Annotated in this window: 18 protein-coding genes and 2 pseudogenes; 14 read left to right on the top strand and 6 right to left on the bottom strand. The window is 73.4% G+C overall.

Going from position 1 to position 22,881, the window contains the following annotated elements; genetic code table 11:
- Nucleotides 1-152: 152 nt before the first annotated feature.
- Both ABZY44_RS22070 and ABZY44_RS22075 read left to right on the top strand, forming a co-directional pair.
- Nucleotides 153-2,996, top strand: a complete 2,844-nt coding sequence (locus tag ABZY44_RS22070; protein WP_356656347.1) for an AAA family ATPase — start codon at nt 153-155, stop codon at nt 2,994-2,996.
- A 140-nt stretch (nt 2,997-3,136) separates the two neighbouring features.
- On the top strand, nt 3,137-3,637 hold the full coding sequence (locus tag ABZY44_RS22075; RefSeq protein ID WP_356656349.1) for a hypothetical protein: 501 nt from the start codon (nt 3,137-3,139) through the stop codon (nt 3,635-3,637).
- A gap of 34 nt (nt 3,638-3,671) precedes the next feature.
- On the opposite strand, the gene kstD is transcribed toward ABZY44_RS22075, so the two are convergent.
- Nucleotides 3,672-5,477, bottom strand: a complete 1,806-nt coding sequence (gene kstD, locus ABZY44_RS22080; protein WP_356656351.1) for a 3-oxosteroid 1-dehydrogenase — start codon at nt 5,475-5,477, stop codon at nt 3,672-3,674.
- A gap of 220 nt (nt 5,478-5,697) precedes the next feature.
- Nucleotides 5,698-6,822 carry an aminoglycoside phosphotransferase family protein gene (locus ABZY44_RS22085; protein WP_356656353.1) on the bottom strand — a complete coding sequence of 375 codons (1,125 nt, stop codon included), beginning with the start codon at nt 6,820-6,822 and terminating at the stop codon, nt 5,698-5,700.
- Between the two features lie 230 nt (nt 6,823-7,052).
- On the opposite strand from ABZY44_RS22085, the gene ABZY44_RS22090 reads away from it, so the two are divergent.
- On the top strand, nt 7,053-8,537 hold the full coding sequence (locus tag ABZY44_RS22090) for a hypothetical protein (protein WP_356656355.1): 1,485 nt from the start codon (nt 7,053-7,055) through the stop codon (nt 8,535-8,537).
- Between the two features lie 141 nt (nt 8,538-8,678).
- Here the strand turns inward: ABZY44_RS22090 and ABZY44_RS22095 are convergent, their stop codons facing one another.
- Together ABZY44_RS22095 and ABZY44_RS22100 are read right to left on the bottom strand one after the other, a co-directional pair.
- Nucleotides 8,679-10,118 carry a SpoIIE family protein phosphatase gene (locus tag ABZY44_RS22095; RefSeq protein ID WP_356656357.1) on the bottom strand — a complete coding sequence of 480 codons (1,440 nt, stop codon included), beginning with the start codon at nt 10,116-10,118 and terminating at the stop codon, nt 8,679-8,681.
- A gap of 246 nt (nt 10,119-10,364) precedes the next feature.
- Nucleotides 10,365-10,613, bottom strand: a complete 249-nt coding sequence (locus ABZY44_RS22100) for an SCO4226 family nickel-binding protein (RefSeq protein ID WP_356656359.1) — start codon at nt 10,611-10,613, stop codon at nt 10,365-10,367.
- 336 nt (nt 10,614-10,949) lie between these two features.
- Here ABZY44_RS22100 and ABZY44_RS22105 point away from each other — a divergent pair.
- From ABZY44_RS22105 to ABZY44_RS22120, 4 genes and pseudogenes are all read left to right on the top strand, one after another.
- Nucleotides 10,950-11,537: pseudogene (locus ABZY44_RS22105) on the top strand (molybdopterin cofactor-binding domain-containing protein); the annotation flags it as partial.
- Between the two features lie 244 nt (nt 11,538-11,781).
- Nucleotides 11,782-13,230 carry a molybdopterin cofactor-binding domain-containing protein gene (locus ABZY44_RS22110; protein WP_356656361.1) on the top strand — a complete coding sequence of 483 codons (1,449 nt, stop codon included), beginning with the start codon at nt 11,782-11,784 and terminating at the stop codon, nt 13,228-13,230.
- Between the two features lie 15 nt (nt 13,231-13,245).
- The gene (locus tag ABZY44_RS22115; RefSeq protein ID WP_356656363.1) at nt 13,246-13,731 is read left to right on the top strand and encodes a (2Fe-2S)-binding protein; all 486 of its coding nucleotides are present in this window, start codon (nt 13,246-13,248) and stop codon (nt 13,729-13,731) included.
- A 37-nt stretch (nt 13,732-13,768) separates the two neighbouring features.
- Nucleotides 13,769-15,745 carry an APC family permease gene (locus ABZY44_RS22120; protein ID WP_356656365.1) on the top strand — a complete coding sequence of 659 codons (1,977 nt, stop codon included), beginning with the start codon at nt 13,769-13,771 and terminating at the stop codon, nt 15,743-15,745.
- On the opposite strand, the gene ABZY44_RS22125 is transcribed toward ABZY44_RS22120, so the two are convergent.
- Nucleotides 15,627-16,940 (bottom strand): helix-turn-helix domain-containing protein, encoded by a 1,314-nt coding sequence (locus ABZY44_RS22125; protein ID WP_356656367.1) that lies wholly within the window; start codon nt 16,938-16,940, stop codon nt 15,627-15,629. The genes ABZY44_RS22120 and ABZY44_RS22125 overlap by 119 nt on opposite strands.
- Nucleotides 16,941-17,127: 187 nt before the next feature.
- On the opposite strand from ABZY44_RS22125, the gene ABZY44_RS22130 reads away from it, so the two are divergent.
- Together ABZY44_RS22130 and ABZY44_RS22135 are read left to right on the top strand one after the other, a co-directional pair.
- The gene (locus ABZY44_RS22130; protein ID WP_356656369.1) at nt 17,128-17,691 is read left to right on the top strand and encodes a TetR family transcriptional regulator; all 564 of its coding nucleotides are present in this window, start codon (nt 17,128-17,130) and stop codon (nt 17,689-17,691) included.
- Between the two features lie 11 nt (nt 17,692-17,702).
- On the top strand, nt 17,703-18,410 hold the full coding sequence (locus tag ABZY44_RS22135) for a DUF6461 domain-containing protein (RefSeq protein WP_356656371.1): 708 nt from the start codon (nt 17,703-17,705) through the stop codon (nt 18,408-18,410).
- Nucleotides 18,411-18,486: 76 nt separating this feature from the next.
- On the opposite strand, the gene ABZY44_RS22140 is transcribed toward ABZY44_RS22135, so the two are convergent.
- The gene (locus ABZY44_RS22140; RefSeq protein ID WP_356656373.1) at nt 18,487-19,848 is read right to left on the bottom strand and encodes a M48 family metallopeptidase; all 1,362 of its coding nucleotides are present in this window, start codon (nt 19,846-19,848) and stop codon (nt 18,487-18,489) included.
- A gap of 316 nt (nt 19,849-20,164) precedes the next feature.
- Between ABZY44_RS22140 and ABZY44_RS22145 the strand changes: the two are divergent.
- The 5 genes and pseudogenes from ABZY44_RS22145 to ABZY44_RS22165 form a co-directional block, all read left to right on the top strand.
- Nucleotides 20,165-20,362: pseudogene (locus tag ABZY44_RS22145) on the top strand (helix-turn-helix domain-containing protein); the annotation flags it as partial.
- A gap of 241 nt (nt 20,363-20,603) precedes the next feature.
- A complete protein-coding gene (locus ABZY44_RS22150) occupies nt 20,604-21,011 on the top strand; it encodes a hypothetical protein (RefSeq protein ID WP_356656375.1) in 408 nt (135 codons plus the stop codon).
- Complete coding sequence (locus ABZY44_RS22155) at nt 21,008-21,805, top strand: transcriptional regulator (RefSeq protein ID WP_356656377.1); 798 nt, start codon at nt 21,008-21,010, stop codon at nt 21,803-21,805. The genes ABZY44_RS22150 and ABZY44_RS22155 overlap by 4 nt, the downstream gene beginning before the upstream one ends.
- 71 nt (nt 21,806-21,876) lie before the next feature.
- Nucleotides 21,877-22,281, top strand: a complete 405-nt coding sequence (locus ABZY44_RS22160; protein ID WP_356656379.1) for a roadblock/LC7 domain-containing protein — start codon at nt 21,877-21,879, stop codon at nt 22,279-22,281.
- Nucleotides 22,282-22,395: 114 nt separating this feature from the next.
- A complete protein-coding gene (locus ABZY44_RS22165) occupies nt 22,396-22,770 on the top strand; it encodes a hypothetical protein (protein ID WP_356656381.1) in 375 nt (124 codons plus the stop codon).
- Nucleotides 22,771-22,881: the final 111 nt, after the last annotated feature.

The following is a 22,881-nucleotide window of genomic DNA, read 5'->3' on the forward strand; positions in this document are numbered from 1 at the left end:
CCGCGACGGCGGTCCCGTCAGGCCACGGCAGCGCCTACGTAGCAGCTCCGGACAGCCGCCGAAAAGAAGATCAGTTGTTTTTCCGTACGGGGCCCCCGGCCGGGTGCGCGGGCGTACGCTGATCCCCCGAACAGGCCTGGGGGGTACCAGCCATGACGGAACGCCGGACCCGCAAACGGCGCACGATGTTCGAACGCCACGCGGAGCTCGCCGCCGTCGACGAAGCCCTGGACCGACTCACCGGTACCGGCCCCGACACCGCCGGAGCCCTCCTGGCCTTCTCCGGACCGGCCGGGCTCGGCAAGACCACGCTCCTCGCCGAAGTCCGCCGCCGCGCCCACGCCAGGACCTGCACCGTGCTCGCCGCCCGCGGCGGCGAACAGGAACAGAGCCAGCCCTTCCACGTCGCCCGCCAGCTCATCCAGCCCCAGCTGGCCGGCGCCACCGACGGGGAACTGCGCGCCGCGCTCGGCAGCTGGTACGCCATCGTCGGCCCCGCCCTCGGCCTCTGCGCCCCGGAGCAGGGCGCCCCGCCCGACCCCCAGGGCCTGCGCGACGGACTCGACTGGGTCCTGACCCACCTCGTCGTCCAGCGCGCCCCGGTCGCCCTCGTCCTCGACGACGCCCACTGGGCCGACCCCGAATCCCTCTCCTGGCTCGCCGCCTTCGCCCCGCGCGCGGAGCACCTCCAGCTGCTCCTCGTCGTCGCCTACCGGCCCGAGGAACTGCCCGCCCACGCCGAAGCGTTCCGTACGCTCCCCGGCCGCGCGGGACACCGCCCCCTCACGCTCGCGCCGCTCACCGCCGAGGCCGTCTCCACCCTGGTACGGGAAGCCGTCGGCGAGCACGCCGACGACGCGTTCTGCCGGGAGGCCTGGGCCGTCACCACCGGCAACCCCTTCGAGGCCGTCGAACTCGCCGTGCGGGTAAGGGACAAGGGCCTGTCCCCCGTCGAGGCCAGCGCCCCGCTCCTGCGCGACCTCGCCGCCGCCCAGCGCGGCAGCGGACTCGTCGCCCGCCTGCACAGCCTCGGCCCCTCCACCGTCCGCTTCGCCTGGGCCTGCGCGGTCCTCGGCACCGACATCCCGCGGGAACTCGCCGCCCGGGTCGCGGGACTCGGCACCGAGGAAGCCGTCGACGCCACCGAGCGGCTGCGCGCCGCCCGCATCCTCTCGGCCGCCGCCGAAGCCGCGGAACCGGGCGAAGAGGAGGGGGCCGGGCTGGAGTTCGTCCACCCCCTCATCGCCACCGCCCTGTACCGGGGCATCCCCGACGCCCTGCGGGTCGCCCTGCACGGGAAGGCCGCAGCAGCCGTCCTCGACGCCGGGCTCGGGCCCTCCGCGGCCGCCCGCCACCTGCTCGAGACCCACCCCGAGAGCGACCCCTGGGTGGTGCGCACCCTGCGTGAGGCCGCCGGCGAGAACCTGCGGGCCGGCGCCCCCGAAGCCGCCCGCCGCCAGCTCGCGCGGGCCCTGCGGGAACCCCCGGACTTCGACGAACGCGCGGCCGTCCTGTACGAGCTCGGCTGCGCCTCCCTGCTCACCGAGCCCGCCACCACCGTCAACCACCTGCGCGCCGCCCTCGCGGAGCCCTTCGAGGACCAGGCGCTGCGCCAGGGCATCGTGATCCGGCTCGCGCAGGTCCTCTCGCACAGCGACCGCCTCTCCGAGGCCTCGGAATCCCTCGCGCGGGAGATCCCGTACACCCAGGACGTACGCGCCCGGCTGCGCCTGCAGTCCGAGCAGTTCATGTGGGACGCCTTCGACGCCGCCGAGTCCGATTCCCCGGCGCGCTCGCGGCGCCTCGCGCGGCTCGCCGACCGGCTGACCGGGCGGGACCTCACCGAGCGGTACGTCATCGGGCTGCGGGCGTGGGACGCCTGCCTGCGCGGGGAGCCGGTCGACGTGGTCCTGCACCACGCGGGCCGGGTGCTCGAGACCGGCTTCAGCTGGGCGTACGAGGACCGGGGCTTCGAGGTCCCCGTGCTCGTCGCGATGGTGCACATGTACGCCGACCGGCCGGGCCGGGCCGAGGAGCTGTTCGAGGCCGGCACCGCCGAGTTCGAACGGCAGGGCTGGCGCGGAGCGCACCTGTCCTTCGCGTACAGCCTGCGCGCGTACATCCGCTACCGGCGCGGGAGGCTCGTGGAGGCGGAGGAGCTGGCCCGGGCGGGCCTGAGGCTCGCGGAGCGCGTGGGGCGGCGCACGCCCGTGCACTGGTACGCCATCGCGATCCTCGTCACCACGTTGCTGGCGCGGGGCCGGGTGGACGAGGCGTGGGAACTGGCCCGGGAACACGAGTACGGGGAGCCCTTCCCGGCGGCGGTCGTCTTCCCGGACTCCCAGACCGTCTACGCGGAGCTGCTGCTGGCCCGCGGCGAGGCGAAGGCGGCGGTGGCGGAGCTGGAGGCGGTGGACCGGCGGCTGACCCCGAGGGGGATCCAGAACCCGTCCTGGTGCCCGTGGCGGCTGCACCTGGCCCGTGCGGTGGCCGCGCAGGACCCCGCGCGGGCGCGGGACCTCGCCACGGAGGCGGTACGCCGGGCGCGCGCGTTCGGGGCTCCGTCGGGCATCGGCCAGGCGCTGCGGGTCGCGGCGGAAGTGGCTGCGCCGGGGGCCGGGCGGGTTGCTCTGCTGCAGGAGGCGGTGGCGCTGCTGTCGGCCTCCCCGGCGGGCTACGAGCTGGCGCTCGCGCTGACCGCGCTGGGTGAGGAACGGGGGGACGCGGACGTACTGCTGCGCGCGGTGACGGCGGCCCGGCAGTGCGGGGCGGACGGGCTGGCGGCGACCGCCGGCGCGGCGTTGACGGCGGTGGGCGGACCCCTGCCGTGCGGGGCCGTCTGGGAGGACGAGCTGGACGGGTACGACCGGCAGGTGGCGGAGCGGCTGCTGGCGGGTGACGCGGCCGTCTCGGAGGAGGAGCAGTCGCCGGTGTTCCGCAAACTGGGCACGGACCGCGCGGGCCTGCCCGACGCGATGGCCCGCCGGGCCCGCTGACCCGTCCGGCCCGGCTCCCGGGCCCCCGAACCCGGCGCCTCAAACGCCGGCGGGGCTGGATCTGCCGGGCGCTGTGCCTGGCGCCGGGTTCGGGGCCGGGCGGAGTCCGGGGAACGTGGACGGGCACGTACCATGGCGGCATGTCCTTCCTCCGCCGCCACCGCGCCGCCACACCCGCCGGCCCGGACTTCGACGTCCTGGCCATGGACCCGGGGGACTGGCCGGGCAATCTCGGGGCCGGGCTGCTGCCCGCGCCCGACGGCAGCTGCCAGGGTGTCTTCCTCCGCTACGACCTCTTCGGCGGACGCGGCCCCGCGATGATCATCGGGAACCTCCCCGAGGGATCCCCCGCCCGCGACCTCGCCGAGGGGCAGGTCCCCTTCGAGGTGGCCCAGCTCCTCGACGCCCTCGAGAACGACGAGGACGTCGAGGTCACCGGGGCCGAGGACTGCCCCGTCATGCAGGGCGACAACCTCCTCATCGTCCGGAAGGTCAAGCTCTCCGAGAGCAGGATCAGCTGCGTGCAGTTCGACCGCAGCGACAACGTGCTGGTCACCATCGCGAGCTGGGACCGGCCGATCACCGACGACCTGTACGCGCTGCTGAAGCCCTTGCCGGCCGAGCTCTTCCAGCAGGGCTAACAGCCCGCAGGCCGCCGCACCCGGCCCGCGGGCGTCACGCGTCCGCCACGTCGTTCGCCGCGACGTAGCCGAACGTCATCGCGGGGCCGATCGTCGACCCGGCCCCGGCGTAGCTGTGTCCCATCACCGCCGCACTCGCGTTGCCCGCCGCCCACAGGCCCCGGATCACCGATCCGTCGGCCCGCAGCGCGCGGGCCCGCGCGTCCGTGACGATGCCGCCCTTCGTGCCCAGGTCACCCGGCACGATCTTGAAGGCGTAGAACGGCGGCGCCCAGACCGGGGCCAGGCACGAGTTCGGGTGGACGCCCGGGTCCGTGTAGTAGTGGTCGTACGCCGTGTCGCCCCGGTGGAAATCGGGGTCGGATCCGTTCCAGGCCTGCGCGTTGAACCGGTTGAGGGTGGAGCGCAGGGCTCCGGCCGGTACGCCGATCTGGCCGGCCAGCGCGTCCCAGGTCCACGCCTTCTTCGCCGCGCCCGCCTCGTACCACGAGTCGGGGAAGGCGATCGTGGGCAGGATGTCCTTGAACAGGTACCTGTTGCGGTAGTTCTGATCCACGATCAGCCAGGCGGGGATGTGCGAGCCGGTCGCGCCACGGTCCTTCTCGTACATCACGTGCACGACATCGCTGTACGGAGCCGCCTCGTTGACGAAGCGGGCACCCTTCCCGTTGACCATCAGGCCGCCGGGCAGGGTCCGTTCGGCCAGGCAGAAGTAGGGCTCGTCCGGCAGCGGGATCGAGGGGCCCCACCAGGCGTCCTCCATCAACGCCAGTGCCGCTCCGGCGCGTTGGCCCGCCCGGATGCCGTCGCCGGTGTTCTCCCTGGCGCCCACCGACCACTGGGTGCCGATCGGCTGCTGCTGGTACCGGGCCCGCATCTCCGCGTTGTGCTCGAAGCCGCCGGATCCGATGACGACGCCCTTGCGGGCCCGCACGACGCCCCGCACGCCCTCCTTCTCCACCACGACCCCGGTGACCGCGCCGGCCTCCTGGACCAGGTCGACGAGGGGGCTGTTCAGCCACACCGGCACGCCGGCCCGCATCAGTCCGGCCCGCAGGCCGGCCGCCAGGGCCTGGCCCATGGTCAGCGGCTTCTGGCCGCACAGCGCGGCCGCGGTGCCGCGCGCCAGGCATTCGGTGGACACCGCGAGGCCCTTGGCGCTCACGGCCGCGAGGTTGAGCCACTTGTAGTCCTGGCTGAACACCACCATGCCGGCCGGCACGGGCATGTACGCCGGGTTCAGCCGGGCCAGTTCGGCGCCGAGGATGTTGCCGTCGAACTGATCGGGCTCGATGGAGCGGCCGTTCGGGAGGCCGCCCGGCAGGTTGGGGTAGTAGTCGCTGTAGCCGTCCATGAAGCGGAAGCGCAGCGGGCTGTTGGCCATCACGAAGTCGAGCATCCGCGGCCCGTTGGCGAGGAAGGCGGCCTGCCGGTCCGCCGGGGAGCCGTCGCCCACGACGGCCGCGAGGTACGCCGCCGCCTTCTCCGGGGAGTCGGGGACCCCCGCGCCCAGGATCACGGAATTGTTGGGCAGCCAGATGCCGGCCCCGGAGCGGGCGGCGGAACCGCCGAAGGTCGGGGCCTTCTCGACGACGAGCACGCTCAGGCCCCGCTTGGCGGCGGTGAGCGCGGCGGTCATCCCGGAGGCCCCGGATCCGACCACAACGACGTCGTACTCGCCGAGCACGGCCCCCGGTCCGGCGCCGGCGGCGTGCGCCCGGGCGGCGGGCAGCACCCCGGCGGCGAGCACCCCGGCCCCGGTCCCGGCGAGGACCGTCCGGCGGGAGGGAAGGGCGGAACTCGGTTCGGCGTGCGGGGTGGAGGCGGTTCTCGCGGTCATGGGCGGGCTCCAGAGGCGTGGGAGTGAGGGGACGGTTCCGGCATTTCTGATGCCAAGTCAGAAAAGGTGTTCGGGGGATCATGTGAAGTCAAGGCATGCGCACCAGTTGTGCGGTGGGCCCGGACATGCGAAGTCCCGTGCCGCACACACCGGGTGTGTGCGGCACGGGACGGGGATCCGTGCCGCCGTGCTCCGTTCTACGCGCCCTCGCGCTGCCGGCTCAGCGCGTGCCCACGGCGGCGCGGACCGCCCTGCGCGCCATGCCCGCGTCGTCGTGCAGGCGCCGCAGCAGCAGGCGCTGCTCCTCGCCGCAGGACAGGGAACCCGCCGGCACGGGGTGGGCCGGGGCGGCCGCCGCCATCGAGCGGTGCACCGCCGTCTCCGACATCCGGATCTCCCGGGTCAGCACCAGCATCAGGTTGACCAGGAAGGCGTCCCGCGCGGCCGGTCCGGCGGTCTGCGCCATACGGCTGATGTGGGCGCGGGCGGCCGGGGCGTCGCCCAGCACCGTCCACAGCGTGGCCAGGTCGTAGCCGGGCAGGTACCAGCCGGCGTGCTCCCAGTCGAGGAGCACCGGCCCCGCCGGGGACAGCAGCAGGTTCGACAGCAGCGCGTCGCCGTGGTTGAACTGCCAGGGGGTGCCGGACAGTTTCACCCCGTGCAGCAGCTTCTGCAGGTCACCGAAGTCCCGGTCGGTCAGAAGGCCCTGCTGGTAGTCCCGGGCGATCCGGCGGTCGTAGTCCAGGGGCTTCTCGAACAGCTCCTCGGCGGGACGCCATGTGTTCACCTGGCGCACCGCGCCCAGGGCCGCCCGCAGGTCGGCCCTGGGCGGGGCCTCCACCGGGTGCCGCTGGAGCGCGGCGACCCGGCCCGCCATCCGCTCGACGATCAGTACGCAGTTCTCCGGGTCGGCGGCGATCAGCCGCGGCACGCGGACCTGCGGGCGGTGCCGGACGAACGTCCGGTACGTCGCTATTTCGTGCCGGTACCGCGCGCGCCACTCGGGCGAGGGATCCAGTAATACCTTCGCCACGGCCGTCATCCGGCCGGTGGTCCCCACCAGGAGGACCGACCGGCCGCTGCGCCGCAGCACCTGGACGGGCGCGAACTCCGGACAGATCCGCTGCACCGAGGCGAGCGCGGTGCGCAGCTGCGCTCCCTGCGGTCCCGACAGGTCGATTCTTCCACTGAGCGGCTGAGATCCGGTTCCCGGCATCCGCCGTGCCCGTACGGCGCTCTGCCCCGGTGCCGCGATGCGGCCGGGTTCGAGGTAGGGGCCGCCCACCGCGGGGAGGGTGCGGTGCGGCCGGACCGGGGCGGACACGGAGGTCGTTGCTGCGTACATGGCGTTACGGATCCCTTCGTGCGCCGACGAGTTGCGTACGCCGCCCCGCCGGATCCCGTGCATCACCCTGGGGAGTTCCGCCGGTGACCGGGTCGGGGAGGCGCATTCCTACCTGACACCTGGCGGTGGGTGGCGTACCACGTTGCGTGCCCTGGCGAACCCTGGCGAATAGTCGCTCGGCATCTGACGGGGGGCTACTGTCAACTCAGCCGAGAACCTGGGGGCTTGACGTGAGCAAGGGACCAAACACCCGTCTGAACGACTTGTTCGGCCTGGCCGGCTGGTCGAAGGGCGAACTGGCGAGGATGGTCAACCGGCAGGCGGCCTCGATGGGTCACCACCAGCTGGCCACCGACACCTCGCGGGTACGGCGCTGGATCGACATGGGGGAGACCCCGCGCGAACCGGTTCCCACGGTACTGGCAGCACTGTTCACCGAGCGGCTCGGTCGTGTCGTGACCATCGAGGACCTCGGGTTCGTACGGCAACGGCGCACCACCAGGCGGCAACCGGACGGGGAGCAGGAGAACCCCGACGGCATGCCATGGGCGCCCGAACGCACAGCCGCGGTCCTCACCGAATTCACGGGAATGGACCTCATGCTCAACCGTCGCGGTCTGATGGGCGCGGGCGCCGCGCTCACCGCCGGCTCAGCCCTCAGCAATGCCATGTACGACTGGCTCCACACCGACCCGGCCCGCGCCAAGGACGCGTTCCGCCACGACGGCCTCCACCAGGCCGACGGGGTGGGATACGACCGGTACGAGGCCGCACCCATCGGCTCCCAGGAGATCGAAGCCCTGGAACGCTCCGTGGACGTCTTCCGCGCCTGGGACGCCTCCAGGGGCGGCGGCCTGCAGCGCAAGGCCGTGGTCGGTCAGCTCAACGAGGTGGGCGGCATGCTCGCGTACCACCACCCCGACCACCTCCAGCGCAGGCTGTGGGGGGTGGCGGCCAACCTGGCAGTGCTGGCGGGCTGGATGTCCCACGACGTGGGTCTGGAGCCGACGGCCCAGAAGTACTTCGTGATCGCCGCGCACGCGGCCCGCGAGGGCGGCGACCGGCCGCGGGCGGGGGAGGCGCTGTCCCGGGCCGCGCGTCAGATGGTCCACCTGGGCAAGCCCAACGAGGCCCTCGACCTGATGAAGCTCGCGCAGTCCGGTTCGGGCGAGCGGACCCTGCCCCGCACCCGCGCGATGCTGCACACCATCGAGGCGTGGGCGCAGGCGGCGCTCGGCAAGGGCCAGGCGATGCGCCGCACCCTGGGCGAGGCCGAGGACCTGTTCGTGTCCACGTCGGGGGACGTGCCGCCGCCGTCGTGGATGCAGCACTTCGACGAGGCCGATCTGCACGGCATGCAGGCCCTGGCCTTCCGCACCCTCGCCGACCACGATCCGTCGGCCGCGCCGATCGCCCAGAGGCACGCCAAGGAGGCGCTGCGGCTGCGTGCGGACGGGCACCAGCGCTCGAAGATCTTCGACTACATCTCGATGGCCTCGGCCTGCTTCATCGCGGACGATCCGGAGCAGGCCGACCGCTACGCCCGCCTCGCGCTCGTCTCGATGAACGAGACCTCCTCGCACCGGACGTGGGACCGGCTGCGCGAGATGTACCGGCTGAGCGGCCACTACTCCGGATTCGCCGGCATCGAGGAGCTCCGCGAGGAGATCAAACTGGCCCTCCCGAACAGCCCGGTGGCCCCGCGCCCGGTCTGAGCGGGTGCGGGTGAGAGGTGCGGGCGTGGGTGCGGGTGCGGCTCCGCGCGACGAAGAAGGCCGCGCCTTCCGGCGCGGCCCTGAGATCCGTACGCGTACGCGCGGCCGGCGGCCGTCCGCCCGGGCCGGCCTCCCCGACGGCTATGCGCCGACCCGGGCCACCAGTACGCAGGCGTCGTCCTCGCGCTCACCCTCGCCGAACTCCCCGATCACCAGGCGCACGCAGTCCTGCGCCGAGCGGGCGGCCGAGAAGCGCGGGGCGAGCGCCAGCAGCCGCTCGGTTCCGTCGGCCTTGCTGAACTCGATGCCGCGCGGGGTCAGTCCGTCGGTGTGCAGGACGAGCACGTCGCCGGTCTCCAGCGCCTCCTCTGCCTGCCCGTAGGCGGCGCCGGAGGTCGCTCCCAGCAGCACGCCCTCGGGCGGCAGCAGCGAGCGGCCCCGGCCGCGGCGGAAGAGCAGCGGGGCGGGGTGGCCGGCCTGCGCCCAGGACAGGACGCGGCGTGCCGGATCGTAGCGGCAGCACACCGCGGACCCCAGCGCGGGCTGTACGGAGGTCTCCAGGAGCTGGTTCAGCCAGCCCATCAGGGGGCCCGGTTCGATGCCGGCCATGGCCATCCCGCGCAGGGCGCCGAGCATCACGGCCATGCCCGAAGTGGCGGTCACCCCGTGCCCGGTCAGATCACCGACCGTCAGCATGGTCCGGCCGCCCGGGAGTTCGAGGGCGTCGTACCAGTCGCCGCCGATCAGCGCGCTGGTCGCGGAGGGCAGGTAGTGCGCGGCGACGTCCAGTGCTCCCGTGCTGTCGTGCGGAAACCGCAGGGAGCCGCGCCACGGGGGGAGCACGGCTTCCTGCAGCTCGACCGCCAGCCGGCGCTCGGTCCGCGCGATCTCCTGCCGGCGCCGCAACGAGTCACGGGACTCGCGGACCGCCCGCTGGCTCCGGCGCAGGTCGCTCACGTCCCGCAGTACGGCCCACATGGTGGCCGTGCAGCCGTCGGCGTCGAGTACCGGCTCGCCCCTCATGTGCAGCGTCCGGACGCGACCGTCGGCCCGGACGATGCGGAACTCGCCGTCTATGGGCTTGCCGTCCACCAGGCAGGCCGTGACCATGGCCGTCAGCAACGGCTGGTCTTCGGAGAACAGGGTGGAGCCCAGCTCGTCGAGGGTGAGCGCGCCGCTCTCGGGGGAGCGGCCGAAGATCTGGAAGAGCTCGTCGGACCAGCTGACCTCGTCGGTCAGCAGGTTCCACTCGGCGCTGCCGACCCGGGTCTGCTGCGCTTCGCCGCCGGCGGCTCCCGTCTCGGGGGCCGGGGCGGCCCTCGGCAGTTCGACGGCTTCGGGCACGGTGGGCTCCAGGCCCTCTTTGAGCTGGCCGAGGTGCTCTCCGATGTCGTCGAGGTGGTGCACGGCGAGATCGCACAGTGCGCGCTGCCACCGTCCCCGGGCGTCGTCGTCATCGACGGTGTCCGGGCGGACGGCGTCGACTTCCCCCCGCAGCTGTCGGGTCTGCGAGATCAGCGCGTCCACCGACCCTGGTTCCGGGGACTGCGCGGGACGGTCCGCGTACAGGTGGGACGGCATGAGAGCTCCGATACAGGCGCGGCACGGCCAGAACTGAAAGGGAGGACCGGTTCTGATGGAAGGGCCGGTAACGACTGTGGCACAGGCCACGACGGCCTGTAAGGCGTTTGGCAACATCTGTGGAGGACTTGCTTCAGGCATATGCCTGAGGCCTCCCGCTGCCCCGGGGGCGTGCGAACGAATCCGGTCAGCCCTGTCGGCGGGCCCCGTCCCGGAGGCCCGCCGCCCCTTGCGCCCCGTGGTCCGTTACACGGAGACCGGCACCGGGTGGATCTCGCTGAAGGGGTGACCCGTGCGGTCGTGGATCCGCTTGACCGCGTCCGCCGAGGGGGCCTCGGAGAGGCAGTAGACCGTGCCCGACGCGGGGTCGGCCCAGGCGTGCTCGAAGTGCACGCTCTCCTCCGCCTCGATGTCCAGGTCGGCCTTGTGGGCTGCCTGCAGCTGATCCGCCGTGATGCCGTTCATGCCGTAGTGGACGTCCATGTACTTAGCCACTGCCGCGCACCTCCTCCATCCAGTGTTCCCGGTCAGCCCGGCCTGCTCTTGTGTGCTCTTCCCATCGTCCGCCCGCGGCCGGAAACCGGCCCTTCGGGGAGGGGCGGTCGCTCGTACGGCCGAGGTGTACGAAAGGAACCGGGGTCGCACCCGCGCGGACGGGTGCCCCCGAACGAAGGACGGCGGCGCGCGCGGTGAAGGGGCGGTGAAGCGTCCGGCAGGCCCCCGCGCCCGTCCACGGGCTTCCCCGCTCCTCCGGCGATCGCTACCCTACGTGCCGGTAATGAACCGGGGAGGCCCGCAGGCGGGCCGGGCGCAGGGCGGGGACACGACGACATGACCGGGCAGAGCCATGCGCCGACCGACGGGACGGACCACGACGGCGCGGACGGGCGGCGGGGCGGGACCGACGGGCAGAGCCGCCGCTCCTTCCTCACCTACCTCGTCGCCGCGCCGACGCTGGCGCTCGTCACCCGCGCCGGCGCGGACCTCCTCGCGCCGCAGGCCGCCCACGCGGTGGTCCCGACCCTGCCCGCCCCCGCCGACCTGGTCGACCTCGGCGACCTGTTCATTCTCGCCGGCGCCGCGACCTCCGCCCTGCTCGCGCTCGCCGTGGAGCCCGACGGCGCCATCCGTTTCCGGCTGCCGCGCGAGGAGGTCGGCCAGGGGATCACCACCGCCGTGGCGATGCTCGTCGCGGAGGAACTCGACGCACCGCTGGCCGCCGTACGGATCGAACTGGACGACGCCCGCCCCGAGCTGCTCTTCAACCAGCTCACCGGCTCCTCGAACTCCGTCCGCTCCCTCTACGGCCCGGTCCGCCAGTGCGCCGCGACGGCCCGCGCCCGGCTCGTGGCGGCCGCGGCCGTGCGCTGGAGCCTTCCGGCCTCCTCCCTCACCACCGCGGACGGCGCCGTCCACGCTCCCGACGGCCGCACCGCCGGCTACGGCTCCCTCGCCGCGGCCGCCGCCGACCCCGCCCTCGTGGTCCTCGGCGCGAGCCCCAAGCAGCCGGCGAGGCATGCCCTGGTCGGCACGCCCACCCGCCGGATCGATGCCCGCGCGATGGTCACCGGCGCCCTGCGGTACACCCTCGACCTCGAGGTCCCCGGGGCCAAGCCCTGCGTGGTCCGCCGTCCCCCCCACCCTCGGCGGGATCGTCCGCTCCGTGGCCAACCTCGCGGCCGTCAGGGCCATGCCGGGCGTCCTGCACGTGGTCACCGTCGCCACCGGTGTGGCCGTCGTCGCCGAGACCTTCGGCCAGGCCCTGGACGCCAGGGCCGCGCTCCAGGTCACCTGGGGCCCCGGCCCCGCCGACCAGCTCTCCGACGCGGCCGTGCGCAGCGCACTGCGTGCCGCCACCGCCCCGCTGCTCGTGCCGCCGCTGCTCACCGCGCACGTGGACGCCGAGTTCGACTTCGCCTTCGTCAGCCACGCGCCGATGGAGACCAACTCCGCGATCGCCGACGTGCGCGAGGACCGCGCCGAGATCTGGTCCGGGCTCAAGTCCCCGATCGTGGCCCGCGAGACCATAGCCGCCGACCTCGGCCTGCCGCTCGACAAGGTCACCGTGCACGTGGTCCAGGCCGGCGGCTCCTTCGGGCGGCGGCTCTTCTTCGACGCCGCCCTGGAGGCGGCCCGGATCTCCAAGGCCTGCCGCCGGCCGGTCCGCCTGATGTGGACCCGTGTCGACGACACCCGGCACGGCCGGATGCGCCCCGCCACCCACCACAAGATCCGTGCGACCCACCTGCTCGGCGAGGTGCTCAGCTTCGAACACCGGGTCGCCGCCGCCGAGACGGACTTCCGCCACGGCCTCGGCGAGATCATCACCGCCACGGCGGCGAGCCTGCCGCCCGGCATCGGCAACGCCACCCTCGCCCAGACGCTGTTCCTCACGACGGTCAAGTCCCCCTACCACTTCGGGCTCACCACCCAGGTGCTCACCGAAGTCCCCACCGGGGTGCCGACCGGCTCCTGGCGCTCGGTGTACTCGGCGAACACCCGGGGCGCCGAGGAGATCGTGGTCGACGAACTGGCCGCCGCCACGGGCAGGGACCCGTACCGGTTCCGCCGCACCTTCCTGAAGACGGCCGCGCAGCGCGCCGTGCTCGACAAGGTGGCCACGGAGGGGAACTGGGGCCGTGCCCTGCCCGCCGGGTGCGCCCAGGGCATCGCCTTCCACGAGGAGTACAAGTCGAGGACCGCGTGCCTGGTCGAGATCGACACCCGGGACCCGGAGCACATACGCGTCACCAAGGCCTTCATCGCCGTGGACGTGGGCCTGCCCGTCAACCCGCGCGGTCTGGAGGCCCAGATGATCGGCGGCCTGACCGATGCCCTCTCCACCACGCTCAAGGCCGGCCTGCACCTGGACAAGGGGCTTCCGCTGGAGGGCAGTTACAGCCAGTTCCACTGGGCGCGGCAGCGCGACACCCCGCGGGAGGTACGGGTCTTCGTGCTCCCGGCGACCGGAACCGAGCCGGGCGGAGCCGGCGAGCTGGGCGTGCCGGCCGCGGTGGGCGCCATCGCCAACGCCTACGCCCGGGCCACGGGCACGAAGCCGCGTAGCTTCCCGCTCGACTTCGACGTCGACTTCACCCCCTACCCCCGCTAGTTCAGGAGCCGAGCCGTGCCCTCGCACACCTTCACCGTCAACGGGCAGAGCGTCACCGTGGACGCCCCCGACGATCTGCCCCTGCTGTGGGTGCTCCGCGACATGCTGGGCGTGCGCGGGCCGAAATACGGCTGCGGCGTGGACGTCTGCAAGGCCTGCACCAGCCACCTCGACGGGGTGGACGTCCGCCCGTGCGTGGTCCCGGTCTCCGCGTGCGCGGGGAAGGCCGTCACCACCATCGAGGGGCTGGCGAACGGCGACGAGCTGCACCCGGTGCAGGAGGCCTGGCTCGAACAGGACGTCGCGCAGTGCGGCTTCTGCCAGCCCGGCCAGATCATGGCGGCGGTGGCCCTGTTGAAGCGCACGAGCACGCCGACCGACGAGGACATCGACGCGATCGCCAACATCTGCCGCTGCGGCACCTATTTCCGCATCCGTGAGGCGATCCACAGCGCGGCGGCCAAAATGCAGGCGGGCGGCCCCGTGACACAAGCCCTATAAGGGGTGAATCCGCACAGTTGTAGCCGATCATGCCTGGATGAGGCGTATCAATGCGAAACGCGTGCTGGTCGGTGAACCGCTCGACACCGCTCGTCTGGGCGAGACCCTGCTGCCCAAACGGCTCGCGCTCCCCATCTTCTGCAGCGACCCGCTCTCCTCGGTGGCCTACGCCACCGAGGAGATCCTGCTGATCCTCGCCCTCGGCGGCGTCGCCCTGCTCCACCTCACCTGGTACGCGGCCGCCGCCATCGTCTTCCTGCTGACCGTCGTCGTCGCCTCCTACCGGCAGACCTGCCACGCCTACCCGGGCGGCGGCGGCGCCTACGTCGTCAGCGCCGTGAACCTCGGCCCGACCGCGGCCCTCACCGCCGCGAGCGCCCTGCTCGTGGACTACGTCATGACGGTCGCGGTCTCCGTCGTCTCCGGCGTCTCCGCCATCACCTCAGCCATCCCCTCCCTCAGCGACCACGAAGTGTCCATGTCGGTGGGCTTCGTCGTGCTCCTGACCCTGATGAACCTGCGCGGCGTACGGGAGTCGGGACGGATCTTCGCGATCCCGACCTACGGCTTCGTGCTCGTCATCTACCTCATGTTCGCCGTGGCCGCCTTCCGCCTCGCGACCGGCGACACCATCCGCGCCGAATCCTCCGAACTGCCGATCACCGCGGCCGGCAGCTACGCGGGCCTCGCCCTGGTGCTGCTCGCACTGCGCGCCTTCGCCTCCGGCTGCACGGCCCTGACCGGCGTCGAGGCCATCAGCAACGGCGTGCCCGCCTTCCAGAAGCCCAAGAGCAGGAACGCGGCGACCACGCTCGCCGCGATGGGCGCCCTCGCCGTCACCATGTTCGCCGGGATCACCGTTCTCGCCATGGTGTACGAGGTGCACGTCGCGGCCGACCCGACCGAACTGGGCCTGGCCCCCGGAACACCGATGTCCACCGCGCTCGCCCAGATCGGCCGGGCCACCTTCGGCGACTGGGACGTCCTCTTCTACGTGCTCCAGGCCGTGACGGCCGGCGTGCTGGTCCTCGCCGCGAACACCGCCTTCAACGGCTTCCCGATGCTGGCCTCGATCCTGGCCAAGGACCGCTACGTACCGCGCCAGCTCTTCAACCGGGGCGACCGGCTCGTCTACTCCAACGGCGTCGTCCTGCTGGCGCTCGCCGCCATCGCGCTCATCGTCGCCTTCGACGCGGAGCTGACCCGCCTCATCCAGCTCTACATCATCGGCGTCTTCGTCTCCTTCACCCTCTCGCAGGCGGGCATGGTCCGGCACTGGAAGCAGGAGCTCGCCTCGCCCGGGACCCCGAGGGAGGAGCGGATCCACATTCACCGCCGGCGGGCCATCAACGCCGTCGGCGCCGTCATGACCTGCGTGGTCCTGGTGATCGTCCTGATCACCAAGTTCACCCACGGGGCCTGGCTCGTCGTCATCGCGATGCCCCTGCTCTTCCTCGGCATGAAGGCCGTGCGCCGCCACTACGACACCGTGGCCCGGGAGGTCGCCGTCGCCCCCGGGGTCACACCGCGCAAGCCCGCCCGCCACCACGTCGTCGTCCTGGTGGCCGCCGTGCACGCGCCCACGCTCAAGGCCCTCGGCTTCGCGATGGGGCTGCGGCCCGACACCCTCACCGCGCTCTCGGTGGCCGCGGACGAGGAGGAAGCGAACCGGCTGCGGGCCGCCTGGGCGGAACACGCCCCGGGAATCCCGCTGAAAGTGCTGCACTCCCCGTACCGGGAGGTGATCGGACCGGTGCTCGCCCACGTTCAGGAACGGGCGGCCGCCGAGGGGACGGACATGCTGTCGGTGGTGATCCCCGAGTACGTGGTGGGGCACTGGTGGGAACAGCCCCTGCACAACCAGAACGCGCTGCGGCTCAAGGCACGGCTGCTGTTCACGCCGGGGGTCGCGGTGATCGACGTACCGTTCCTGCTGGAGTCCGCGAAGACGGCGCGGCCGGAGGAGGGGACGCAGGACCCGCGGACGGGGGGACAGGAGGCGCGGGGGAGGTAGCCGGACGCTGGACGATCGCCGCATGGGCCAGCGCCAGCTCCACGACATGGGCCGGATCCGCGAGGGAGCGGCCGGTCAGCCGCTCCAGTCGGCGCAGCCGGTTGGAGACGGTGTTGCGGTGGCAGTACAGCCGCTGCGCGGCGGACGTCGTCGAGCCCTGGCAGGCCAGCCAGGTGCCCAGGGTGTTCAGCAGGACCCGGCGGTCCTCCGGCGCCAGCGCCAGGACCGGACCCAGCACCACCCGGCGCAGCCGGGCCGCCAGTTCGGGCTCGGCCGCGACCAGCGCGGCCGGCAGCCGCTCGTCCAGCAGCGCGGTGCGCGGGCCCTCCGCGACGGCGGCGCGCAGGGCGAGGACGGCCAGCCGGTGCGCCCCGGCCAGCTCGGCCGGCGACGTCACCACCGGGCTCACCCCGGCTCGCACCCCGAGCGGTGCGAGCAGCTCCCGTACGGATTCCAGCGGATGGTGTCCCAGCTCCACGAGGCAGCTCTCGCCGGCGGCGCGGATCCTCCACAGCACGCGCGGGGCGCCCGCCACCGGGTCCGTCATGTGACCGGTCGCGGTGCGGGACCCGGCGCCACCGCCGGATGCGAGGGCCACCACCGCGAAGCGGCCGCGCTCCGGCAGCCCGAGCCGCTCCGCCGACCGGGCGGCCTCCCCGGCCGGACCGGAGCCGTCGAGCAGCGCGTCGAGCAGGGCGGCGGCGAGCTCCCGCTCACGGTCGCCGCGCACGGCCTCGGCCCGGCCGTACGACTCGGCCGCCGCGTCCGCCATCCCGTCGACCACCTCCCACAGTGCGGGCGCCCCGGGCAGCAGCCGGGGCAGCGCCGCCCGGTCGTGGGCGGTGACGGCCTCGGTCAGGGCCTGCCACACCAGCCGGCCGCAGATCCGGTAGATGTCCAGCAGGGAGGAGAGCGGCAGGCCCCGCCCCGCGTGGAGCGCGCCGTCGGCGCGGGCGTCGGCGAGATCGGGCGGCAGGCCGCGGGAGCCGCGGACGAGGCCCTCGACGGCCTGACGGAGCACGCGGTGGACCCGGTCGCGCAACTCGGCCCGGCCGGGCGGGGCGGCGTGGACGAGCGGGGCGGCATGGGCGGCAGGGGCCGGTTCCTCGGCCGGCGTCCGGTCGACGAGCCGCTCCGCCGCCACCGCGAGCCGGCGGTTCAGGTCCTCGCGTATCTCCTCGATGATCCGCTCCATGACGGGCAGCGTGACACGGAGGAGGGGGCGGTGGGGAGGGCCGCGACGGAGCCGCGTCCGCTAGCGTGTCCGAAGCACTGCACATGCAGTGCATATGCGGCGGTCATACCGTGACGCCTCCGCACGCCCCGCGCCGCACCGTTGCGCGCCGAGGGCGCACCGTGTCCACACCGTCAGGGATCCGCCCATGCGCCAGAACCCGGAGCGCCGCGCCGCGCTCCTCGACGCCGCCATCGAAGTCCTCGCCCGCGAGGGCTCCCGGGGGCTGACCCTGCGCGCCGTCGACGCGGAGGCGGGGGTCCCGACCGGCACTTCCTCCAACTACTTCAGCAACCGGGCCCAGCTGCTCGTGCAGATCCTGCACCGCACCCGCGAGCGGCTCGTCCCCGACCCGGCGGAGCTGGCCGCACCGCACGACACGAAGGTCCTGCTCGGCCGGCTCCTGGCGCGCATGCGCCGCGAGCGCAGCGTCCACACCGCGATGCTGGAGCTGCGCCTGGAGGCCACCCGGCGGCCCGAACTGCAGGAGGAACTGGCGGGGTTCCAGGGCGCCGAGCTGGAGGCGAACGTCGCCCGGCACCTGGAGGCGGGGCTGCCCGGGGACCGGCAGGGCGTGGTGCTGCTGTACCTGGCCATGCTGGGACTGATCGTGGACGACCTGACCGCGCCCGGCCTGCTGGCCCCCTACCCGGTGGAGGGGCTCATCGGCACGATGGTCGAGCGCCTCCTCCCGGAGCGCCCCGCCGACTGACTATCGTGCCCGTGGGGGAGCGACGGCAGTACCGGCACGCGGCACGGGAGGCGACCGTGGAGATGGCGGACACCAGCGGGAACGGCGTCCGGGACGGCGACGGCGGCGCCGGCGAAGCCGGCGGCAGCGGCATCCAGTGGCTGGCCGACTGGGACGCGTGGTACGTCAGCCTCACCTTCGCCCGGGGCATCGGGCCCGGGGAACTGGCGGCGCGGCTCGGCGCGCTGCCCGGCATCCGGCCCGGGCCGCTGGGCGCCCTGGACGCCTGGAGCATGGTCACCGAGACGGTGGACGGCGACGGGGTGGCCCGGGTCGGCAGCTGGGGCGGCTGGTCCTTCGCCGTCGAGCACGGCATACCGGCCGGGGCGCAGCGGCTCGCCGAGGTGTCCCGCTCCGGAGTGGAGGCCGTCCACCTCGACCCGCAGCCGGACCACCCGCCCAAGCAGTTCGCGTACGCCCGGGACGGGGAGCTGGTCTGCTGCTTCGGCCTCGGCGAGGAGTACTGGCGGGGCGGCCACCGGCCCGACTTCCTGCTGCCGGAGCTGGCCGGGGCGAGGATCCTCACCCCGGACGGCGGCTACGCCCGCCCCGAGGACGAACCGGACGAGGACCGCGACCGGCTCACCCTCGCGGTGCTGGAGCAGCGCTTCGGCCTGTCCTTGCCGCGCCGGCTCGTGGAGGAGGCCCGGCTCCCGGCCTTCGTGACCTGTACGCAGTAGCGGTGCGGCGGGACTGCGGCACTGCGGTGCGGCGGTACGAGGCGCGGGGTGCGGAAGGAAGGGGCCGGGCCCCGGCTCAGCGCGCGTAGTCCCGGATCACCAGGCGAGCCAGCTCGGCGCGGACCGGAGCCAGCTCGGCCGCGACCGCCTCCGTACGGGAGGCGTCGCACACCACCCGGGCCGGCAGCGCGCCGGCCGACGTCAGGCACCGGCGGCGGAGGTGGGTCGGCGGGTGGGTGTCGTCGACGCTGTGCCCCCGCCGGACGGAGACCCGGCGCAGCCGTTCGTACTCGCTCTCGGGGACGGACACCGTCCGTGCGCGCAGCCCTTCCCACAGCCCCTGCTCGGCGGCATCGCGCGCCGCGCGCCCCTCGGCGCCGCCGCGCATCTGCGCCGCCACCGACTCGCGCCGCAGGTGCGGCTCCACCGACCCGCAGAGGAGCAGCCGGTCCATCAGCGCGGCGGCCGCCTCCGTGGAACCGGCGCGGGCGGCGCCGGTGTCGGCCCGGTACTCCGCCCGCTGGGAGGCCCTCATCGTCAGCCCGTCGAGCAGGTGGATCACTCCGTAGACCGTCGAGCGCGGCAGGAACGTCACGAGGTGCAGGAACTGCTCCGACGCATGGCGCCACCAGCTCACCAGGGACGGCAGGGCCGCCGGGGTCAGCAGGTGGTGCCAGCGCTGCAGCGCGTGCAGCGCCTCGCCGGTGAGGCGCGTGGAACGGATGTCACCGTTCGCGAAGTGCCCGAGTTCGTGCCCCAGCAGGGCCACGCGCTCCTGCGGCGAGAGGATCTCCCAGAGCCCGAGCCCCAGATGCATGACGCGCCGGTTCCGGAAGCCGTAGGCGGTGACCGCCGCGTTGGCGACGGGTTCCACCACCACGGCGTGCACCCCGGACGTCCCGACGGCCGCCCCGACCTCGTCGATCAGCTCGAACAGCCGGGGCGCGTCCGCCCGGTACAGCACCGGAGCGTGCTTCGGCAGCCGGGTCGGCCGGGGAAGCAGCGTGGCCACGATCACCAGGACCAGCGCGCCGAGCACGGGCTGGATTCCCGTGGACCACCCGCCGATGATCAACAGCCCCGCGACCACCACCAGCCCCACGGTGACCGCGTGCACCAGAGCCGAGATCCCGAAGGCCAGGACCGTCGAGAGGTCCAGCGCGGCCGGTCCGGCCCCGCCCCCGGTGCCCGGCCGCCCGATCTCGGCCGCCAGCTGCTCCCCGTGCGCTCGGGCCAGGCGTCGGCGGACCGTCTCGATGCGGCCCCGGTCCGGTTCCGGAGCACCCGGATCCACGTTCCATTCGCATTCCGGGCACCAGCGGACGTACCGCGTGTGCACGGTGACGGCGGTCCCGCACTCCGGGCACGGCCGCACCTCCGGTGCGTCCTCCTCCCCGCTGGATCTCCCTACGGATTCCCCGATGGTTTCCACGTTCACCGATCCCTCCCCACCGCGGACCTGCTGTGATCCCCGGTCCGCGCAGGATAAGGGGGCCGGCGCGACCCCCGGCGGCCGGTACGGCATGGCGGTCCTCGGCCCGGGAGAGCGGGTCCGGGGCCCGGTGGCGGAGGTTGATCTTATGCTCAGGTTTACGCGCGTCCGCTGGTTTTGCGGCCGGTGAGCGACTTTGATGGGTTCGCCAGGCCTCGTCACCGGAGCAGGGGGACCACCCATGGACAGCGACCGCAGCCAGAGGGACAGCGACCACGGCCAGAAGGACAGCGCGGACGGCGCGGACGGCGCGGACGACGGCATCACCCCCACCACCCCCGCGCCCACCCTCATCGGCTCCGTCCAGCGGGCGTTGCGCCTCGTGGAGGCGATGCACGCGGAAGGCGGGGTGACCGCCAAGAGGCTCGCCCGGATCACCGGCATTCCCCTGCCCACCGTTTACCACCTGCTCCGCACCCTCAGCCATGAGGGCTACGTACAGCGCGAGGGCGGCGCATTCCGGCTCGCGCACGGTCTTCCGCTCGCTTCTTGACGCGCCGTTCACGCAGACGCCGTAATCCCATGATCACCACTGAATGATCAAATTCCGATGGGTTCCGGCCAAGCTGTCACGTGCTACCGCGCATGTTCCAGCGGAAAATGCCAGAACGCCCTTTCGGCCTGTGGAAGTTGAGTAAGTTCCCTCCTGTCGCGCCGTACGACCGTGCACCACGCCCGGTCCGGCCGGGAGGGGAGCCCGCGTGCCCGGGATCGACGAATGCCTGCTCGAAGCCATGGCCCTGCCTGGAGCGAGAGGGGCCGCACTGGTCGACTGGAGCAGTGGCCTGGCCCTCGGCACCGCAGGGGACTCGCCGGTCGGAGACCACGAGACCACTGCCGCCGAGACCGCCGAACTGGCGCGGGCCGCCGCCGAGTACGAGTCCTTCGCCCAGGCGGAACCACCGGCCGGCTCCGGGGACCCGGCGGGGGGACTGCCGGTGGAGGACCTGATCGTCACCACCCGCACCGGTTACCACGTGCTCCGCTTCGTCGAAACCAGCTTCGACAGCAGCGTCTTCCTGCACCTGTGGCTCGACCGGGTCGAGGGCAACCTCGCCCTCGCCCGGCACAGACTCCGCGCCCTCGCCGAGGGGCTGGTGCTCAAATGACCGCACACGTTCTCCCGGCGCCGGCGGCCGCCGTCTCGCCCTTACTCACCCGGCTCGCCGCCGAGCGAGCCACCGGCGCCCTGCTCCGCGAGCGCGGCACCCTCTTCCTGGAGAACGGCCGCGTCGTCCACGCGGAGAGCCCGGCCACCCCCGGTCTCGACGTCCTGCTCACCACCGGAGGCGGCCTCGCCCCGGAGCGCTGGAACGAGGCGGTGAACCAGGCCGGCGCCCGCCGCCAGGTCGCCCGCTTCCTCGTCGACAGCGGCGGCATGGCGGGCGGCGAGCTGGAGATCTGCCACCTCGCCGCGATCTTCGACGCCGCCTTCTTCGCGCTCTCCCCGGGCAGCGGCCCCTCCCGCTTCCGCCGCGGTGCCACCCACTGGATAGGCACCGTCCGCTCCGTACCGGCCGCCGCCGTCGAGCGGGAGACCCGGAGGCGGCGGGAACTGCTCGACGCGGTCTGGCCCTACCCGCTGCTGGACACCTCCCCGGTCGTGCCCCGGGCCGCGGCCCCCGGCCAGACCGTCACCGCCCGGCAGCGGATCCTGCTCGCCCGCGCCGACGGCGTACGGACACCCGCCCACCTCGCGTGGGTACTGGGCCGGCCGGCGTTCCACACCCTGCTCGACGTGCGGCGCCTGGCCGCGGCCGGGCTCGTCGAGACCCCCTACGCGCCGGCGGCGGAGCCGGAACCCGCCTCCGACACCCCCCTGCCCGACTGGATGGCGCAGACGCAGTCCCCGGACGTGGCCCTGCTGCGCCGGTTGCGCGACGCACTGGAGGCAAGCCTGTGAGGCTCCCGCTGCGACCGGTCCTGCGCGCCGACCGCTCCGAGCGTCGGCAGCCCGAAAGGAGAAAGGCCGACATGAGTACGGTGCCCGCCGAAGCGGAGGCCGAGATACTCGCCGAGCTCCGGCGGCTGCGGTCCCGCGTCCCCCAGCTCACCGGCGCCCTCGCCGCCAGCGCCGACGGCATGGTGCTGGCCCAGGACAGCGCCTCCGCCGAGGCCGAGTCCGTCGCCGCCCTGACGGCGGCAGCCCTCGGGGTGGCCCAGCGGCTCAGCGACTGCACCGGCCAGGGCGGCTTCCGCGAGCTGCTCGTGCGCGGGGAGAACGGCTACGTAGCCACCTACGCGGCGGGCGAAGCGGCGGTCCTCACCCTGATGGCCGAGCAGCGCGTCAACGTGGGCCGCCTCCACCTGGAGGCCCGGCGCTCCAGCCTGCGGATAGCCGAGCTGCTCGCCCACGGCCTCGCCCGCCGGATCCTCTAGGAGCCGGACCCTCCGCGCCTCCCGCGCGGGCCGCCGCGCCGCCGGGCGCCCCCGACCACGTACATCCGTACCGACCGAATTCCAGGACAGCCGAACAAGAAAGAGGAATGAACCGTGTCCAACGTGGAGACCGCACTCAAGGAAGCCACCACCAGCATCGAGGGCGTGCTCGGCGCCGCTCTGGTGGACTACAGCAGCGGCATGGCCCTCGGAACCATCGGCGGCGGCAAGGACCTGGACCTCACGGTCGCCGCGGCCGGCAACACCGACGTGGTCCGCGCCAAACTCCGCACGATGGAGATGCTCAAGCTCAGCGACGACATCGAGGACATCCTGATCACCCTCGGCAGCCAGTACCACCTGATCCGGCTGCTGAAGGGCCGGGGCGGCTCGGGACTCTTCCTCTACCTCGCGCTGGACAAGGGACGGGCCAACCTCGCGATGGCCCGGCACCAGCTGAGGAAGATCGAGGCGGAACTCGAAGTCTGATCCGGTGGCGGCGAGGTGGCGGGCGGCTGAACTCATTGCCGCCCGCCCGGCGGCTTCTCCCGTATGTCCGAGACGACTGAATTTCATCATCTCGCTACGGAGTAAGATGCT

Origin of the sequence: Streptomyces sp. NPDC006544, assembly GCF_040611715.1 — a bacterium.
Taxonomy (GTDB): Bacteria; Actinomycetota; Actinomycetes; order Streptomycetales; family Streptomycetaceae; genus Streptomyces.

Bases quoted from the DNA above. Each gene is read 5' to 3' on its own strand.
- ABZY44_RS22160 (WP_356656379.1), top strand. From the start codon at position 21,877: ATGAGTACGGTGCCCGCCGAAGCGGAGGCCGAGATACTCGCCGAGCTC.
- ABZY44_RS22075 (WP_356656349.1), top strand. From the start codon at position 3,137: ATGTCCTTCCTCCGCCGCCACCGCGCCGCCACACCCGCCGGCCCGGAC.
- ABZY44_RS22120 (WP_356656365.1), top strand. From the start codon at position 13,769: ATGAGGCGTATCAATGCGAAACGCGTGCTGGTCGGTGAACCGCTCGAC.
- ABZY44_RS22070 (WP_356656347.1), top strand. From the start codon at position 153: ATGACGGAACGCCGGACCCGCAAACGGCGCACGATGTTCGAACGCCAC.
- ABZY44_RS22095 (WP_356656357.1), bottom strand. From the start codon at position 10,118: ATGCCGTCCCACCTGTACGCGGACCGTCCCGCGCAGTCCCCGGAACCA.
- ABZY44_RS22155 (WP_356656377.1), top strand. From the start codon at position 21,008: ATGACCGCACACGTTCTCCCGGCGCCGGCGGCCGCCGTCTCGCCCTTA.
- ABZY44_RS22085 (WP_356656353.1), bottom strand. From the start codon at position 6,822: ATGTACGCAGCAACGACCTCCGTGTCCGCCCCGGTCCGGCCGCACCGC.
- ABZY44_RS22130 (WP_356656369.1), top strand. From the start codon at position 17,128: ATGCGCCAGAACCCGGAGCGCCGCGCCGCGCTCCTCGACGCCGCCATC.
- kstD (WP_356656351.1), bottom strand. From the start codon at position 5,477: ATGACCGCGAGAACCGCCTCCACCCCGCACGCCGAACCGAGTTCCGCC.
- ABZY44_RS22125 (WP_356656367.1), bottom strand. From the start codon at position 16,940: ATGGAGCGGATCATCGAGGAGATACGCGAGGACCTGAACCGCCGGCTC.